The 12418-nt window shown below is 61.0% G+C and carries 22 protein-coding genes; 12 read left to right on the top strand and 10 right to left on the bottom strand.

The features are described from left to right. Positions 1–140: 140 nt before the first annotated feature. From QQK18_RS04205 to QQK18_RS04150, 12 genes are all read left to right on the top strand, one after another. Positions 141–419, top strand: coding sequence for a hypothetical protein (locus tag QQK18_RS04205; RefSeq protein WP_284339035.1), 279 nt, complete (start codon positions 141–143; stop codon positions 417–419). Continuing rightward, complete coding sequence (locus tag QQK18_RS04200) at positions 416–688, top strand: hypothetical protein (protein WP_284339033.1); 273 nt, start codon at positions 416–418, stop codon at positions 686–688. Before QQK18_RS04205 ends, QQK18_RS04200 begins: the two co-directional genes overlap by 4 nt. Further along, a complete protein-coding gene (locus QQK18_RS04195; protein WP_284339032.1) occupies positions 685–1230 on the top strand; it encodes a hypothetical protein in 546 nt (181 codons plus the stop codon). The genes QQK18_RS04200 and QQK18_RS04195 overlap by 4 nt, the downstream gene beginning before the upstream one ends. Next, positions 1227–1520 (top strand): hypothetical protein, encoded by a 294-nt coding sequence (locus tag QQK18_RS04190; protein WP_284339031.1) that lies wholly within the window; start codon positions 1227–1229, stop codon positions 1518–1520. The genes QQK18_RS04195 and QQK18_RS04190 overlap by 4 nt, the downstream gene beginning before the upstream one ends. Further along, positions 1517–2380 carry a glycoside hydrolase family 108 protein gene (locus tag QQK18_RS04185; protein WP_284339030.1) on the top strand — a complete coding sequence of 288 codons (864 nt, stop codon included), beginning with the start codon at positions 1517–1519 and terminating at the stop codon, positions 2378–2380. The genes QQK18_RS04190 and QQK18_RS04185 overlap by 4 nt, the downstream gene beginning before the upstream one ends. Continuing rightward, entirely contained in the window at positions 2377–2625 is a 249-nt protein-coding gene (locus QQK18_RS04180; protein ID WP_284339029.1) for a hypothetical protein, read from the top strand. Before QQK18_RS04185 ends, QQK18_RS04180 begins: the two co-directional genes overlap by 4 nt. Further along, entirely contained in the window at positions 2622–2939 is a 318-nt protein-coding gene (locus tag QQK18_RS04175; protein ID WP_284339028.1) for a hypothetical protein, read from the top strand. Before QQK18_RS04180 ends, QQK18_RS04175 begins: the two co-directional genes overlap by 4 nt. After that, a complete protein-coding gene (locus QQK18_RS04170) occupies positions 2924–3223 on the top strand; it encodes a hypothetical protein (RefSeq protein ID WP_284339027.1) in 300 nt (99 codons plus the stop codon). Before QQK18_RS04175 ends, QQK18_RS04170 begins: the two co-directional genes overlap by 16 nt. A 2-nt stretch (positions 3224–3225) precedes the next feature. After that, positions 3226–3657: a hypothetical protein gene (locus QQK18_RS04165; protein ID WP_284339026.1), complete on the top strand. Its 432-nt coding sequence runs from the start codon at positions 3226–3228 to the stop codon at positions 3655–3657. Between the two features lie 14 nt (positions 3658–3671). Then, a complete protein-coding gene (locus tag QQK18_RS04160) occupies positions 3672–5093 on the top strand; it encodes a hypothetical protein (protein ID WP_284339025.1) in 1422 nt (473 codons plus the stop codon). After that, on the top strand, positions 5090–5470 hold the full coding sequence (locus QQK18_RS04155) for a hypothetical protein (protein ID WP_284339024.1): 381 nt from the start codon (positions 5090–5092) through the stop codon (positions 5468–5470). Before QQK18_RS04160 ends, QQK18_RS04155 begins: the two co-directional genes overlap by 4 nt. A gap of 249 nt (positions 5471–5719) precedes the next feature. Next, positions 5720–6226 carry a hypothetical protein gene (locus tag QQK18_RS04150; protein ID WP_284339023.1) on the top strand — a complete coding sequence of 169 codons (507 nt, stop codon included), beginning with the start codon at positions 5720–5722 and terminating at the stop codon, positions 6224–6226. A gap of 256 nt (positions 6227–6482) precedes the next feature. Here QQK18_RS04150 and QQK18_RS04145 read toward each other — a convergent pair whose 3' ends face one another. The 10 genes from QQK18_RS04145 to QQK18_RS04100 all read right to left on the bottom strand — a co-directional run bounded on the left by QQK18_RS04145 (position 6483) and on the right by QQK18_RS04100 (position 12279). Further along, complete coding sequence (locus tag QQK18_RS04145) at positions 6483–7031, bottom strand: hypothetical protein (RefSeq protein ID WP_284339022.1); 549 nt, start codon at positions 7029–7031, stop codon at positions 6483–6485. 68 nt (positions 7032–7099) lie between these two features. Next, the gene (locus QQK18_RS04140; protein WP_284339021.1) at positions 7100–7300 is read right to left on the bottom strand and encodes a hypothetical protein; all 201 of its coding nucleotides are present in this window, start codon (positions 7298–7300) and stop codon (positions 7100–7102) included. Continuing rightward, the gene (locus QQK18_RS04135) at positions 7297–7788 is read right to left on the bottom strand and encodes a DUF433 domain-containing protein (protein WP_284339020.1); all 492 of its coding nucleotides are present in this window, start codon (positions 7786–7788) and stop codon (positions 7297–7299) included. Before QQK18_RS04135 ends, QQK18_RS04140 begins: the two co-directional genes overlap by 4 nt. Next, positions 7785–8561 (bottom strand): metallophosphoesterase, encoded by a 777-nt coding sequence (locus tag QQK18_RS04130; protein WP_284339019.1) that lies wholly within the window; start codon positions 8559–8561, stop codon positions 7785–7787. Before QQK18_RS04130 ends, QQK18_RS04135 begins: the two co-directional genes overlap by 4 nt. Further along, on the bottom strand, positions 8558–9199 hold the full coding sequence (locus tag QQK18_RS04125) for a hypothetical protein (RefSeq protein ID WP_284339018.1): 642 nt from the start codon (positions 9197–9199) through the stop codon (positions 8558–8560). The genes QQK18_RS04130 and QQK18_RS04125 overlap by 4 nt, the downstream gene beginning before the upstream one ends. Further along, positions 9192–9446 carry a hypothetical protein gene (locus tag QQK18_RS04120; protein WP_284339017.1) on the bottom strand — a complete coding sequence of 85 codons (255 nt, stop codon included), beginning with the start codon at positions 9444–9446 and terminating at the stop codon, positions 9192–9194. The genes QQK18_RS04125 and QQK18_RS04120 overlap by 8 nt, the downstream gene beginning before the upstream one ends. Then, on the bottom strand, positions 9446–11050 hold the full coding sequence (locus tag QQK18_RS04115; RefSeq protein ID WP_284339016.1) for an AAA family ATPase: 1605 nt from the start codon (positions 11048–11050) through the stop codon (positions 9446–9448). Before QQK18_RS04115 ends, QQK18_RS04120 begins: the two co-directional genes overlap by 1 nt. 133 nt (positions 11051–11183) lie before the next feature. After that, complete coding sequence (locus QQK18_RS04110) at positions 11184–11489, bottom strand: hypothetical protein (protein ID WP_284339015.1); 306 nt, start codon at positions 11487–11489, stop codon at positions 11184–11186. 62 nt (positions 11490–11551) lie between these two features. Next, on the bottom strand, positions 11552–11869 hold the full coding sequence (locus QQK18_RS04105) for a hypothetical protein (protein WP_284339014.1): 318 nt from the start codon (positions 11867–11869) through the stop codon (positions 11552–11554). A 14-nt stretch (positions 11870–11883) separates the two neighbouring features. Then, positions 11884–12279 carry a hypothetical protein gene (locus QQK18_RS04100; protein ID WP_284339013.1) on the bottom strand — a complete coding sequence of 132 codons (396 nt, stop codon included), beginning with the start codon at positions 12277–12279 and terminating at the stop codon, positions 11884–11886. Between the last annotated feature and the right edge of the window lie 139 nt (positions 12280–12418).

Genomic DNA, 12418 nt, shown 5'->3' with positions numbered 1-12418 from the left:
GACCCGCAGAAGCTCGCGTAGTGTCAACATTGAAAAAAGTTATTCGGCCACTCAGATTTCTCGGTTTCTTCCCTTGACGCAAGAATCCTTGAAAACGACGCTTGGATTACTGAAACTATCCTTGTGTGCAGGCGGCTATCTTGCGAGAAGTATCGTTAGCTACGTTCAACAAGAAGGCCGACAATGCCAAATCTCGTGAAGAACTGATCGAGAACATCTGCGCTGCGATCAAGCAACGCGGGCTGAAGACGCGTGACATCAAAACTGTCGACCCGAGTATCACCGCCAACAACGTCTCCGACCTCCGGTACGGCGTGCATCCAGGCATTTCGATGGAGCGCCTCGAGCGCTTGTCGGCGAAGGTTTGGAATATCGCTCCATCCCCCAATCCGAAATCGTTAGCGAGGGCGGCGGCATGAGCCAGCTCCGCTCCACGACACTCGAGTCCGCCAGGCCCAGGCTCGTCGACGCAATCGTGCGTCACGTCGACGGACACCGCCTGCGCTCTCAGCAGATCAAAGAACGCTATCGTGCATTCGATCGTCGCTTGATGTCCGAGATCCGCGCCGCCCGGGCGCACGGTGACTTCTGCCGCCTCGGGCCCGACCGCCTGATTGCGATCGCGGAGGCGCTCGATATCGACACCCAGCCGCTGCTTTATCCGCCGGCGGAAAGGCGGGCGGCATGAGCACACTCTTGATCCTCGATACGGCGACCAAGACGGGTTACGCCGTGACGCGAGACGGCATCCTGGTAGAGCATGGCCTCCTACGTCTAGACGCCAACGTCCCCAAAGGCGCCAAGGGGGATTTCCAGCGCCAGCCACCGATCCTTCTTGAAGCTTATGCCCGCGTCGCAGACTTGGTCGATCGCTTCCGGCCAGACTTCATCGTCGCGGAAATCCCGCACCTGCGCGGTGCCTCGAGCTTCCTGACAGTAGCGATCTACGGAGTCGTCGAACTCGTTGCCGCGGAAAATGAAGTCGGCTTCTACGGCGTGCACACTGCCAGTTGGCAGAGCCGGATCATTCCGGCGCCGAAAGGCGTGAAGCCCAGAAAGGGCGACACCAAGGATCGCTCGATCGCCCATGTCCGCGACCTGGGCCTCGATCCCGAAACTGACGACGTGGCGGATGCGATCTGCATCGCCGAATACGCGCACACCGAGCTCCGCCTGAGCGGCGACCACATCCCGTTCTCGATCCTGACGACGCGGAGGCTCGTCGCATGATGCCCGCCCACGTGACTGACCACGCGATCCGCCGCTATGCCGAGCGTGCTCTCAACATCCAGGTCGACGAGACGCTGGAGGACCCGGCCGCACTGGCCGCACTCGCCGACTTCGGTGTCGATATCGACGCCGTCCGCCGGCGCATCGGGTCCGTGTGCAGCTTGGCGGCGGATCGCGGCGCTGTCGGCGTGAGGGTTGACGGTGTGCGACTGATCCTGCGCGGGCAGGCCGTCGTCACGGCGCTCTCGAAGGGTCGCAAACCTCACTACATGTTTGGAGACGCCGCATGAGCGCCCAGAGCTTCGACCTATTTTTCCCTCATCTGCTCCGGATCGAGGGAGGCTACGTCAACCATCCGAAGGATCCGGGCGGCGCCACCAATATGGGTGTCACTCATCTGACGCTGGCGGCCTGGCGCAAGATCGATCGCGCGACCCGGGCGATGGTGAAGGCCCTGACCGTCCAGGAAGCCAAGCAGATCTACAGGGCGCAGTATTGGAACGCCGCCCGGTGTGATGATCTGCCCTTCGGTCTCGACGTCGCTGTCTTCGATTTCGGGGTCAATTCCGGTGTCGGTCGCAGCGTCCGCATGCTGCAGACCGAGCTTAAGGCCCGGAAGCTTTATAGCGGCGCGATCGATGGGATTATCGGCAGCAAGACCCTCAATGCCGTCCGCCAAGTCAGCGACATCGAAGGCCTGATCGTCGCTTTCATGCATCGGCGACTGGCGTTCCTGAAGCGCTTGAAAGGCTGGAGCACCTTCGGCCGTGGCTGGCAGCGTCGTGTGGACGATGTCCGTGAGTTCGCTCTCCGCCTTGCTGCCGGTATCGCGTTTATGCCGGTAAAGGCTCAGCGCCCGACCGAGATCTCGGCCTGCCGCACGCCGCACGATGTGCCCGGCGCATGCGATGTGCGCGCCACCGCCGTCGTGACCTCGACGACCGAGGGCCAGGCCGTCGCCGGTACCGGCATTGGCACCCTCGGTGTTGCTGCAGCTGAAGCCGCTGGCCAGCTCGCCCCGCTCGCTGAGATCTCGCAGACCGTGAAACTCGTCTTCATCGGCCTGACGATCGTGAGCGTGGGTCTGGGGCTCTACGCGACCTGGCGGAAGATCAACGACCGCAGCACTGGTGACGAGGTGATCGCATGAATACGACGGATATGGTCGACCATCTGGAAAACCTAGCTCGATACGGCTCGGCAGAGCAGGGCTCCGCCCTTGCCAGCCTTGGTGTCGCCGTGACCGTCGAGGACGGAAAGGTCATGTTCTCAGCGCAAGACGCTGCAGATCTATCACCTGCCCAGCGGTTCGCTGCACTTTGCATCCTATTTGGTGATGGCGATGCGCCGGCAGCCGTACTCGAACTCAGAACGCGGATTGCAGGACCCCGATGATCGAGTTCATCGCCATCGCCGGCGCCGTCGTCCCGCTCGCACTGGGCCTGCTCGCCACCCCCGTCGGCCTACCTATCCTGTCGTGGCTCGTCGGCAATCCCGTCGGCCGCGTCGTCGCCATGGTGGGTGTCTCGATCGCACTGCTCGCCGTCGTTTTCATTGTTGGCCGGCGCTCGGGTGAAAATTCCAAGAACTTGGATGACGTTTCCAATTCCTTGGAAGCCCTCCGTGACAGGATTGCCGTCGATGAAGAGATCCGAGCGATGCCGCCGGATCGCAGACGAGAGGAGCTTTCTCGATGGGTCCGCCGATGAAAACGTCCCGCTGGAACGCCGGCGGCGGCCGAAATGCGGCTGCGATGACACGCAGTACCGGCGAGCGCGCTTGGTCGGTGTGTGGGCTCCTGCTGGCGCTGTCGATGATCGCGGGGGTTTTGGCCGGCTGCACGACTACCGGGGGCGCGGGTGGGGCTTTCTGTGATGTGGCCCGGGTGATGCATCCGACCGAGCGTGATGTCGAGGTCATCTCGAATCGGCTCGTCAACGACGTGCTGTCGCACAACAAGCACGGCGAACGGTCGTGTGGCTGGAGACCGTAACCTTGAATATCGAACCCACGGTCAGCCTTGGCCAAATTCTGTCGATCGTCGTCCCCATCATCCTCGGCGGGCTCGGTATCTACGGCGCCTATCTGATCTTCCGCACGAAGACCGAGACTAGCCTCGCCGCGGTCGGGGAGCAGCTCGTCGACACCAATAAGCGCGTGTCTGACCTCTCGGCGGGGGCCGTCACCGTCTCCAACGAACTTCGGGATTTCCGCAGCCATGTCGAGCGTCATTTCGTCGAGAAGGACGAGATCGCCGAGCTCCGCCTCTCAGTCGACAAAAGCATCGATCGGATGCAGGCGAGCCTGGACACCGCCACCGCAACTATGGGTGACGTGCGGGACGCAGTGATCGCGCTGACCGCAAGTGGCGGGAAGTCGACGGTGCCGGCGGCCAGAAGGCCATCGCGGTCGAAAACGTTAACCTAAGGGGAGACGGGCACTTGAAAAACACGAGTTTTGTGCATCGCAAAATACCGTCTACCGACGACTTCACTACGCACAAACACCAACGCAAGGTGGTATCGCATAGCGAAAGTCCTGTCGCGAACTCCCCCAAAAGAACACATATCCAACATGACAAGGTTGTCGCCGCCCAGGCGCTCTATGCCGAGCTGACTGCAGCTGGCGCCGAGCACCCGCTCAAGACCGTCGCCGAGACCCTAGGCATCCCCCGCGGCACGGTCCGGCGTTGGAAGAACGAACGCAAACTCGTCGCCTCGGTCGCCAATGACAACGCGTCGGCTCCGGAAGAAAAGCCCGAGCCCTACCGCCTCGGCGGCTCCCCAGCTGATCGCAAGATCATCCAGCTCACCGACGAAAATCATCGGCTGCGAGAGGCTTTGAAAGCGGCGCACCGCGACGGGCTCAACGAAGATGTCATCCGCGACATCATCGGCACCATCTCCATGGCACCGACCTCCACTCCAAATTGGGTCCGCCGCCTGCGTACCGCCGGTCCCCGTATTCCCGAAGCGCCGATGACGATGTGGTCGGATCCGCATGGCGGCGAAGTCGTCCAGGCGGCCGAGGTCAACGGCGTCAACGAGTACAACGTCGACATTATGAAGCGCCGCTTCAACACGCTCGTCGATCGCACCATCGGCATCTGTGACGAGCATGGTCCAGGCGACTATCCTGGCATCATCATCAACCTGGCCGGAGACAATGTCTCCGGCGGCTTGCACCCGGAGCTCCAGAAGACCGACGAGCTCGAGATCATCCCGGCGGTCCTAGAGGTCCGCGATATGCTCGTGTGGGGCCTGCGCCGGATGGCGGATCGCTTCGGTCAGGTCTATGCGCCGGCGGTAGCGGGCAACCACGGCAGGGGCACTCCGAAGCCCGAGTACAAGCGGTACATCTACAAGAACTTCGACTGGCTCATCTACGAGCTGCTCCGCCGCGAATTCGCCGACGATCCCCGCATCGTCATCGACACCAGGCCCGCCAACGAGGTCTTTTACTCGGTCTACGGCCACCGATTTATGCTCGTCCATGGCGATATGCTTGGCGTCAAAGGTGGCGACGGGATCATTGGCGCAATCGGCCCGATCATGCGGGGCGAGATCAAAACTCGCGGCGCGTCGGCGTCGGCGGGCATGGAATACGACACACTTCTTATGGGGCATTGGCACCAGCAGCTCTGGCTTCCGCGGGCGATCGTGTCAAACACGATGAAGGGGTACGACGAGTACGCGAAGAATGCTCTCCGGGCGCCTATCTCGGCACCGACCCAACCGCTCTGGTTCATGCACCACAAGTACGGAATCACGAGCAAGTGGGACATTCATCTCGAAGATCCGAAGCCAAAGGCCCAGGCCACGTGGGCAGCCGTCTTTGATCCTGCCGCTAGGAACGCAGCATGACCGACGCCGTCATCTATTTCGCCCGCCCCAGCGCACTCTATGACACGCCGGCCGACGTCCGCGCCTATGCCGTCCTTCTGACCGGCGGCTACCGGATCCTCGATCCCAACCAACCGATCCATCAACTCGGCTATCGCGCGACGGGCATGGCCTGGTTCCTGAGCCTCATCGAGGACGAAGCCGATGCACTGGCGTACATGACGTATCCTGATGGATCAGTCGGCGCCGGCGTCGCCCGCGAAATTCTTGAAGCCCATCTGCATGGCCTGCCTGTGTATCGCATCGTCGACCGCGAGCTGGTGGCCGAGACCGGAATGCCTGCCCGCATCCTCTCGATCGCCGAGACCCGGGCTGAGAACACGAGGCTGGCGGCATGAGGCGGATGGACGGGGAGCCAGTCTACCGGACCTGGGATTCCCGAATCCGTATGACGCCTTCCCCGGACGCTGTCGCCCGCCTAGTCAACTCACACGGGTGGGCTGCCGTGATCGAGCGATGGCCGTGGGTCGATCGGAGAACGCTGGGAACTCTCGCTGCGGAGGGGCGACGGGCACGATGCCAAACGCGCTTGGCCGCGTAGGCGGTTTATGCAGCGCGGGCGATTTTCCAACTGGAGTGCATAAACGGTGGAGTTTCCGAGGCTTATCGGCATTTGCGGACACCCGGGAAGCGGGAAGTCTGAGGTCCAGCGCATCCTGCAGTCCGCCTTCGGATATGAGCCGGCCGATGACGGTTGGCCGCTGCGCGATATCGCGATCCGCCATTTCGGACTCTCGCTCGATGACGTCACGACGCAAGCTGGAAAGTGTCGGTGGACGAGCGTGACGGGCTCGCGGATGCAACACCGGGACATCCTGGGGCGGCTCGGGAACGCACTCGAGCACGCGTTTGGGCATCAAATCATGCCGTGGCTCGCGTGCCAGAGCCTCGACCCGGGGCGCCGATATTCCTTCGGCTCAGTCCGGCGCGATCAGGGCAAAGTCTACAAGGCCCTCGGCGGCGCTGTTATCGGCGTCAGGCGCCTAGGTGTCGGGCCGTCGGAGTTCGAGTTCGACCGTTTTAGCGAAGAGATCGTCGACGTTTGGATCGAGAACGACGGCGGGCTGAATCACCTGTCTCAGAAGACGACGTAGGCTATGCAGACGTTGGTAATGCGGGCGGCTGCATAGGATCCAGCTGACTGTTGCAAAAACAGCACGAAATTCGGGTCAGCCGAATGTCTCCGATCGATAAATACAATCGAAAGGAGGTGATGCCGATGACGATTTCGTTAATTCTCAAGCTCTTAGCATACATTCTGCTAATAATCGCTCACATCATCTGATGTGAGTGGGCGGTGGGTTGGTGGTACCCCAACCCGCACGCGCCCAACGCGCTGCGATCGACCATCTAGTCGACCTGATAAACTGAGTTTGCGATCTTGCCAGTGATATAGTCGCGAGCCATCGTCACACCCTGTGTGTTGAAGCTGCCGTCGGCCCTGCCGTTCGAAAGACCTGCTCGCTGCAAGTGGGATTGGATGTTCTCTCCATCATAGCAATACGAGACCTTGAGCCACAAATAGAGCTCGAGGGCCATATCCCCGCCGATGTTGTCGACCAGAAGGCGATGGGACCCGACACAACTCTCGCTCCTCGCTGAAAGCTGGCTTAGGGCATATTGAGGCGTATTGATCGCCCTGCCGATCCGCTGTGTGTCCGTCGTATCCAACTCGCCCTTAATCCATTCGGAGTCAGAGGGCGAGTTCCGAGGGATGCGGGAATCGAAACTTTCCCAATAAACAAGGGCAGCTCTCGCGAACTCCAAGCGCATGTCGGCTGTAATCTCATCACTTCCGAATCTGATGGCTCGAATCATCGCCCCCGATAGCTCCTCCGTAGAAGCCAGTGCCGGTTGAACCAGCACCGAAAGTAGACCAGCAAAAAGCCATCTGAGCATCGATTCAGCCCCCCGAACCTGAGGTGCAGTCTGCACGTTCCTAGAATGACGGGCAACGAGTGCACAAATTATAGCGCCCAGGCGAACAACCGCTCCGCCGTCGGCCGATCGACCACGAACTCGAAATCGTCCCACCAGATCACGTGCGACACAGAGCCGTCCGGGTCGTGCTGATAGACGCGGCCGTCGTCGTCTTCGCGGCGGATCGACAGGTCCCAATCGATAGCCTGGCGCGTTGCATCCTCGGCGGTGATGCGTTCAATTTTCATTTCTGTTCTCCCAAATCGCGTACGTGCCCGCGGATGATTTCGGCGATCGTTGGCAGGCCGGTAGTCCTCACAGCGATGTCGTGAATCTCGATGAGAGTGCCGACAGTGACATCGCGTACTATGCCTCGTAGCCAGCGATCGAGCTGCTCAGGTGGAAGGTTGCAGATCTCCGCTAGGCCTTCGACAGTCCAGCTATCCCGCATCGCGGCTTTGATCGCCGCCAGGATCGCCCATTTGACCCGATAGTCGGCGGGCAGGCTCAGGTCCTCGACGACATCGCCCGTGCCCATCGTTCCCCGCTGCTGCCACTCGATAGCGGCCTCGACAGAGCCCGGCGGTAGGGAGGGGTAATTGCGGTAGATATCTTCATGCGTGGCACCCGCTGCGAGTTCGACCAGGATCGTTTCGGCGAGCACGCGGGTACCGACGATCACGGGATCGCCGCTCATGACGCCGGGGACGGACGCGACTTTGGGCTTTTCTCTCATAGCTCAATCACCTTTCCCGGCTCGAAGCCCTGGTTTTCGATGCGCATGCCGCCGGAATCCACCACGGCATATCCCCGCGGATTGCAGACCACCCTCGTCGCCCCAATGTAGTAATCGCGGCTGTGATGCACGTGGCCATGTATCCACACGGCAGGCTCCGTCACCGTGATCAGGTGACTTAGATCGCTTGCGAAGGACGCGTCAGAGTCGTCGATAAAGTGCGGCGATCGAAGCGATTTCGGGTGCGGCGCGTGGTGCGTGACAACGATGGTAGGCGGCTGGATCTCGAACTCCGTCAGTAGGCCGGCAAGCATCCCAAGATGTTGCCTGTGGAGGTCCAGAAGGTCACGCGTGCCGACGCGCCGCAGTCCGAGATCGATCGACTGGAGATCCGGCATCGACTCCCGAGCCCATGCCCGCGCGAGCTCAACGTCTCCATTGACGTCGTAGTCCGTCCAAAGTGTGCACCCGATGATCCTGACGCCGGCGATCTCCACGACTGGCCGACCCGGATGAAGGAGCTCGACGCCAATGCGCGCGTAGAGATCAGAATGATCGTCGGAGATATCGTGGCCGAAGAAATCGTGATTGCCGAGCACGTACATCACCGGGAGACCTCGCGGCACGACATGGTGACGCAGCCACCTGGCGGACAGATGGTGCCCATCTGCGACGTCACCAGCGATGATAATGCAATCGATGTCAGGCGGGGTAGGGGGTAGCTCGTATGGTGCTGCGTCGACGTGGAGATCGGAGAAGACCCAAGCTCTCATGACTGGTCCTCCGCATGATCGTCACACAGCGTTCGAATCCAACCGCCATCGCGCTCGCGACCAGGGGCCCCGCAGGTCTCGCAGATGCACATCGACAAGTGGTCGGCGATCGACTCGAGGGGGCTGTCGTCACCGACGTCATAGAGTCTGAGGCTGCCAAATTTCTCCTTGATCTGGATGAATTCCCAACGATCACCGGCTTCCAGACGCATCTCGACATATGCGGCGATCAAGTCTGCCCACCCTGCGTCGACGCTGAATTCGCACTCGAACATCCCAGCATGGCTGTCTCTCAGCTGATCCTTCCAATCTTCATTCACGGGAAGCACCCGTCGGCCGGTGAATCGCCGCGACCGGTGCTCAATCGTCCGGGCGGCGAGTTCGACAGTCAGGTGTCGGTCGGGCATCCAGTACGATTGGTGCTTCGGATGCACGCCGCGACCCTCGGGGACCCCAGTTAGTCCAGGGCGGATCGATCCAATTTTGAGGTCATAAGCGATGTCCCGGGCGCGCCAACCACGCATGGCTGGGTCATCGACAAATGCGCGATCGACGATCGCGTGGAATTCGTCGATCATCGGCTGCATCCGCTGGATGAAGGCGTCGAGCCGGCGAAGATCATCGTTTTCGTTATTCATTTTCGTCTCCCAGGACTTCTTCGGCCGCCGCGATCCCGACTTCGGCGAGTGCGTCGACTACACTCGCTAGCCACTCTTTCTCTCGCCCGACGGCGAGGAGCGCTCGGATCGTCGCCGGGCTTGGCATGCGGACTGCATCGACGGCGGCTTCGCGAACGGCGATGTCGTCATCGCGCATCGCGACGATCCCGACAGCGACGTGGTACATACGGCGAGCGACCTCGCGATCTGCATCACGGATGACCATCAGCACCTCCCAAGGATGCGATCGCGTCCGGCGATGATCGTCGCCACGATGCGCGTCAGCTTGCGGATCGAGCCCCCAGGCCACGCCCGCCTAACGAGCTCGAGCTCGTCTTCCGCGAGGGACCCGAAAAACCTGGGGTCGACACCTCGTTCGCCGGCGATGCGATCAATGATCTGCCGCGTCAGAGTGCCCAAATGCTGCCAGCCAGGCTCCGGCATCTGTAGGATGCGCATGCGATCACGGATCGGCGCCGGGATGCCCTCAGCCGAGTTGGCCGTTGCGAAATGGGTTACGGCCGAAAGATCGACCTCGAGTTCGAGAGCGAGATCCCGATAGCGCCGGGCCTGGTCGATTTCGAGCATCGGCAGCAGCGCCTCGACCGCGCTTCCGTTGTGCCGAGAGTCCGATGCTTTTTCGATCTCGTCCCAGATCATGCCGACGCTCGCGGTTCTTGAGTTCTTGATGAGCTGTAGGGGAATGCTCTCGCGAGCGGTGGACCACTGCGCACTCGTTCCCATTAGGCTGCTGTCGGAAGCACCGGCCATGGGCACGAGCTGGCTTGGCAGTCCGACCGTTTCCAGGATTGCCCGCGCCAGGCTTGACTTGCCGGATCCCGGCTCGCCCACGATAAGTGTCGGCCGGAACCTGACGATTTCCGATGCCGCCAGGTCCGAGAGTATGACGTCGATGATTTCGCTCGCATGCGGCCAAGCGGCTACAAGTTGGCGCCGCTGCTGAGCGATGTCGCCGCGCTGTACGAGTGGGAAGGCCTTGCCGGCAAGGCCTTCCCACTCGTGGCGGATGTCGCGAGCAGAGGCCTTGCCGGTAGGCTCAACAGCGGGCATTGACGGAACGACGACGAGGCCGACCACATCGTCTTCGTCAAGATCTTCGCCCAGGAGAGCGTCAAGCTTCTTGACGCTCTCCTGCTCCCCCTCGTCGACGGCGGCCGAAAATCTGGCGATCAGCCTCGCCAGGCTGGTCGGCTTCGCCGCATCACCTTCGATTTCGACAGTCTCTCTCAGTGCGTCGATGTAAGCCGTGAGCTTGGAGAGATGCTTCATGCCGTTCAGCATCACTTGGTCCGCGGCACCGGGCTTATATTCTTCGATGTGCTTCCGCGTAGTGATGCCGATTGAAAACGTGAGGCGGTAGGCATCGGTCGAGGCCTCATCCCGGAGACGCCGATTCGGCGTAGCGGCGAGTACACAAACCCTCGTCAGTGCGTCCCGATCTCCCCAGTACGCTAGCCAGATCTGGACTCGATCACTGAGCTCGTGTTCGTCGTAAGAGCCTGGCTCCAGCGCCTCGTACAGCTTGCTCAGGTTTTCGATCGACGCATCCGCACGAGCAAGCTCGGCAGCTACAATGACGTCCTGCTCCCACCGACCGTCGGCTTTGGCCTTCCAACCGTCGATGTATGCCATCACGTCGGACTGCAAGTCGTCGCATCGGAGCGGCAGCCCGGTGAGAAGCTCCTTGTTACTGGGAAGCGCGCCGTCAAGGATTTGCTCACGACGAAGCAAGCGGTGCTTGAGCGCGGCTCGGTCGGTGTCGGTGAAAATGGATGCGGAATCGCTCCGCGAGCTGGCATTGCCGCTCATCATGACGCCCTCGGTCCAGCGTCGTCCCATCAGCCTATGCCGATGACACAACTCAAAATTTCCAGCGTCCGTCATATTGGCGGACACGAGGCTTGTCGAGGGGAATGCCGTGGAGCGGTTAAGAGACCTTAACTCATTCGATCTCGCGGCCGGTGACTTCGAAGTAGATCCTTGCCAAGGCGCTTGCCAGAGCTTCCGGATGGCCGTCCGACTCTTTCCAGTCTTCGACGATATCGCGCAGGTGCTGCATTACCTCGCGCTCATCCATCAACTGAGAGAGCCTGTTGGTTTCTGTGACGACGCCTGGCGGCACGTCAGCTTCGTCGGAAAGCCACTTCTGAACCGTGCGCTGGTTTACCTTGAGGGCGCGTGCGATTTTAGCGGAGGAGCGGTCGGGGAAGGCTCCCCCTACGGCGAGGCGAAAGAGTGTGTTGGACATAAGAGTACCCTACGCTGTCAGATCGCAGCGTAGGGCATGTGCGTTTACGTGTCGTCAACCCGCTATTCAGCCTTGGCAGGCTCCGCGCCCTTCGATTTGCGCGCAGCGATCGCCTCCATCTCCATTAGATAATCATCGATGATCTCTGCAGCGCGCAGGCGGGCGAATCCCCCGCGCTGGGGCGGCCGGCCTGCGACCATCGAGGCGTGAAGGGCAACTAGATCGCCGGTCGGTGCCACGGCTGCAGTTTCGAGGTGGTCGGCGATCCAACCGAAATCCTCAGCGATCTCGGGTGGATATTCCAAATTCCTGGAGCGCTCGCGGAAATCCGCGGCAAGCACCGCGAAGCGCACGTGGTGGACGTTGTTTAGGTCAATCATGAGGGGTCTTTTCGTTAGTCGTTTCGGGTCTGATCAAGGAAGATGACATTGCCGGTTGTCATCGCGCCGCGCGGTACTTTCTTGATCTCGTTCTTGGCGAGGAAAGCGTCAACGAGCGCCGTTTTCTCGGCCTTCGTCATCTTCGGCAGCGTAGCCCGGCGGCGCGAACGCGGGCGCCACGGGTGCGGATCGACGGTCTTCACGATGCCCATCGGCTCAGTGGTACGCTCGATGCCGGCGCGATCGAGGATGTAGCGTATTTGCCGGTCGGAGCACCCGAAGCGCTCGGCGAGTGCTGCTATTTCGATCTCGGGGTAGCGTGTTGCGATCTCAACTACGCGATCGGGATCGACGGCGATTTCTGGAGACATTCGTCGGGTTGGTCGGGAGGAGTGGGTATATTCGGGCATTTGATATTCTCTGCAGTTGGTGGGTGACTGCGACGGTCCACCAACACATAGGGCAGCCATGTGCGAGTATCAAGAACATTTGTGCAAATTTCTTGCACAAGACCATTGTGAGTTGCTCGGGAAAGCCTCATATTCTCGG

It is taken from the genome of Devosia nitrariae (genome assembly GCF_030160115.1).
Taxonomy (GTDB): Bacteria; Pseudomonadota; Alphaproteobacteria; order Rhizobiales; family Devosiaceae; genus Devosia; species Devosia nitrariae.
This window is presented reverse-complemented; position numbering and strand designations above follow the sequence as displayed.

Excerpts from the sequence above, each read along its gene's own strand:
- QQK18_RS04115 (WP_284339016.1), bottom strand. The coding sequence starts at position 11,050 with ATGAGCGGCAATGCCAGCTCGCGGAGCGATTCCGCATCCATTTTCACC.
- QQK18_RS04140 (WP_284339021.1), bottom strand. The coding sequence starts at position 7,300 with ATGAAAATTGAACGCATCACCGCCGAGGATGCAACGCGCCAGGCTATC.
- QQK18_RS04100 (WP_284339013.1), bottom strand. The coding sequence starts at position 12,279 with ATGCCCGAATATACCCACTCCTCCCGACCAACCCGACGAATGTCTCCA.
- QQK18_RS04145 (WP_284339022.1), bottom strand. The coding sequence starts at position 7,031 with ATGCTCAGATGGCTTTTTGCTGGTCTACTTTCGGTGCTGGTTCAACCG.
- QQK18_RS04130 (WP_284339019.1), bottom strand. The coding sequence starts at position 8,561 with ATGAGAGCTTGGGTCTTCTCCGATCTCCACGTCGACGCAGCACCATAC.
- QQK18_RS04120 (WP_284339017.1), bottom strand. The coding sequence starts at position 9,446 with ATGGTCATCCGTGATGCAGATCGCGAGGTCGCTCGCCGTATGTACCAC.
- QQK18_RS04200 (WP_284339033.1), top strand. The coding sequence starts at position 416 with ATGAGCCAGCTCCGCTCCACGACACTCGAGTCCGCCAGGCCCAGGCTC.
- QQK18_RS04110 (WP_284339015.1), bottom strand. The coding sequence starts at position 11,489 with ATGTCCAACACACTCTTTCGCCTCGCCGTAGGGGGAGCCTTCCCCGAC.
- QQK18_RS04175 (WP_284339028.1), top strand. The coding sequence starts at position 2,622 with ATGATCGAGTTCATCGCCATCGCCGGCGCCGTCGTCCCGCTCGCACTG.
- QQK18_RS04170 (WP_284339027.1), top strand. The coding sequence starts at position 2,924 with ATGGGTCCGCCGATGAAAACGTCCCGCTGGAACGCCGGCGGCGGCCGA.
- QQK18_RS04125 (WP_284339018.1), bottom strand. The coding sequence starts at position 9,199 with ATGAATAACGAAAACGATGATCTTCGCCGGCTCGACGCCTTCATCCAG.
- QQK18_RS04105 (WP_284339014.1), bottom strand. The coding sequence starts at position 11,869 with ATGATTGACCTAAACAACGTCCACCACGTGCGCTTCGCGGTGCTTGCC.
- QQK18_RS04180 (WP_284339029.1), top strand. The coding sequence starts at position 2,377 with ATGAATACGACGGATATGGTCGACCATCTGGAAAACCTAGCTCGATAC.
- QQK18_RS04135 (WP_284339020.1), bottom strand. The coding sequence starts at position 7,788 with ATGAGAGAAAAGCCCAAAGTCGCGTCCGTCCCCGGCGTCATGAGCGGC.
- QQK18_RS04185 (WP_284339030.1), top strand. The coding sequence starts at position 1,517 with ATGAGCGCCCAGAGCTTCGACCTATTTTTCCCTCATCTGCTCCGGATC.
- QQK18_RS04155 (WP_284339024.1), top strand. The coding sequence starts at position 5,090 with ATGACCGACGCCGTCATCTATTTCGCCCGCCCCAGCGCACTCTATGAC.
- QQK18_RS04190 (WP_284339031.1), top strand. The coding sequence starts at position 1,227 with ATGATGCCCGCCCACGTGACTGACCACGCGATCCGCCGCTATGCCGAG.
- QQK18_RS04195 (WP_284339032.1), top strand. The coding sequence starts at position 685 with ATGAGCACACTCTTGATCCTCGATACGGCGACCAAGACGGGTTACGCC.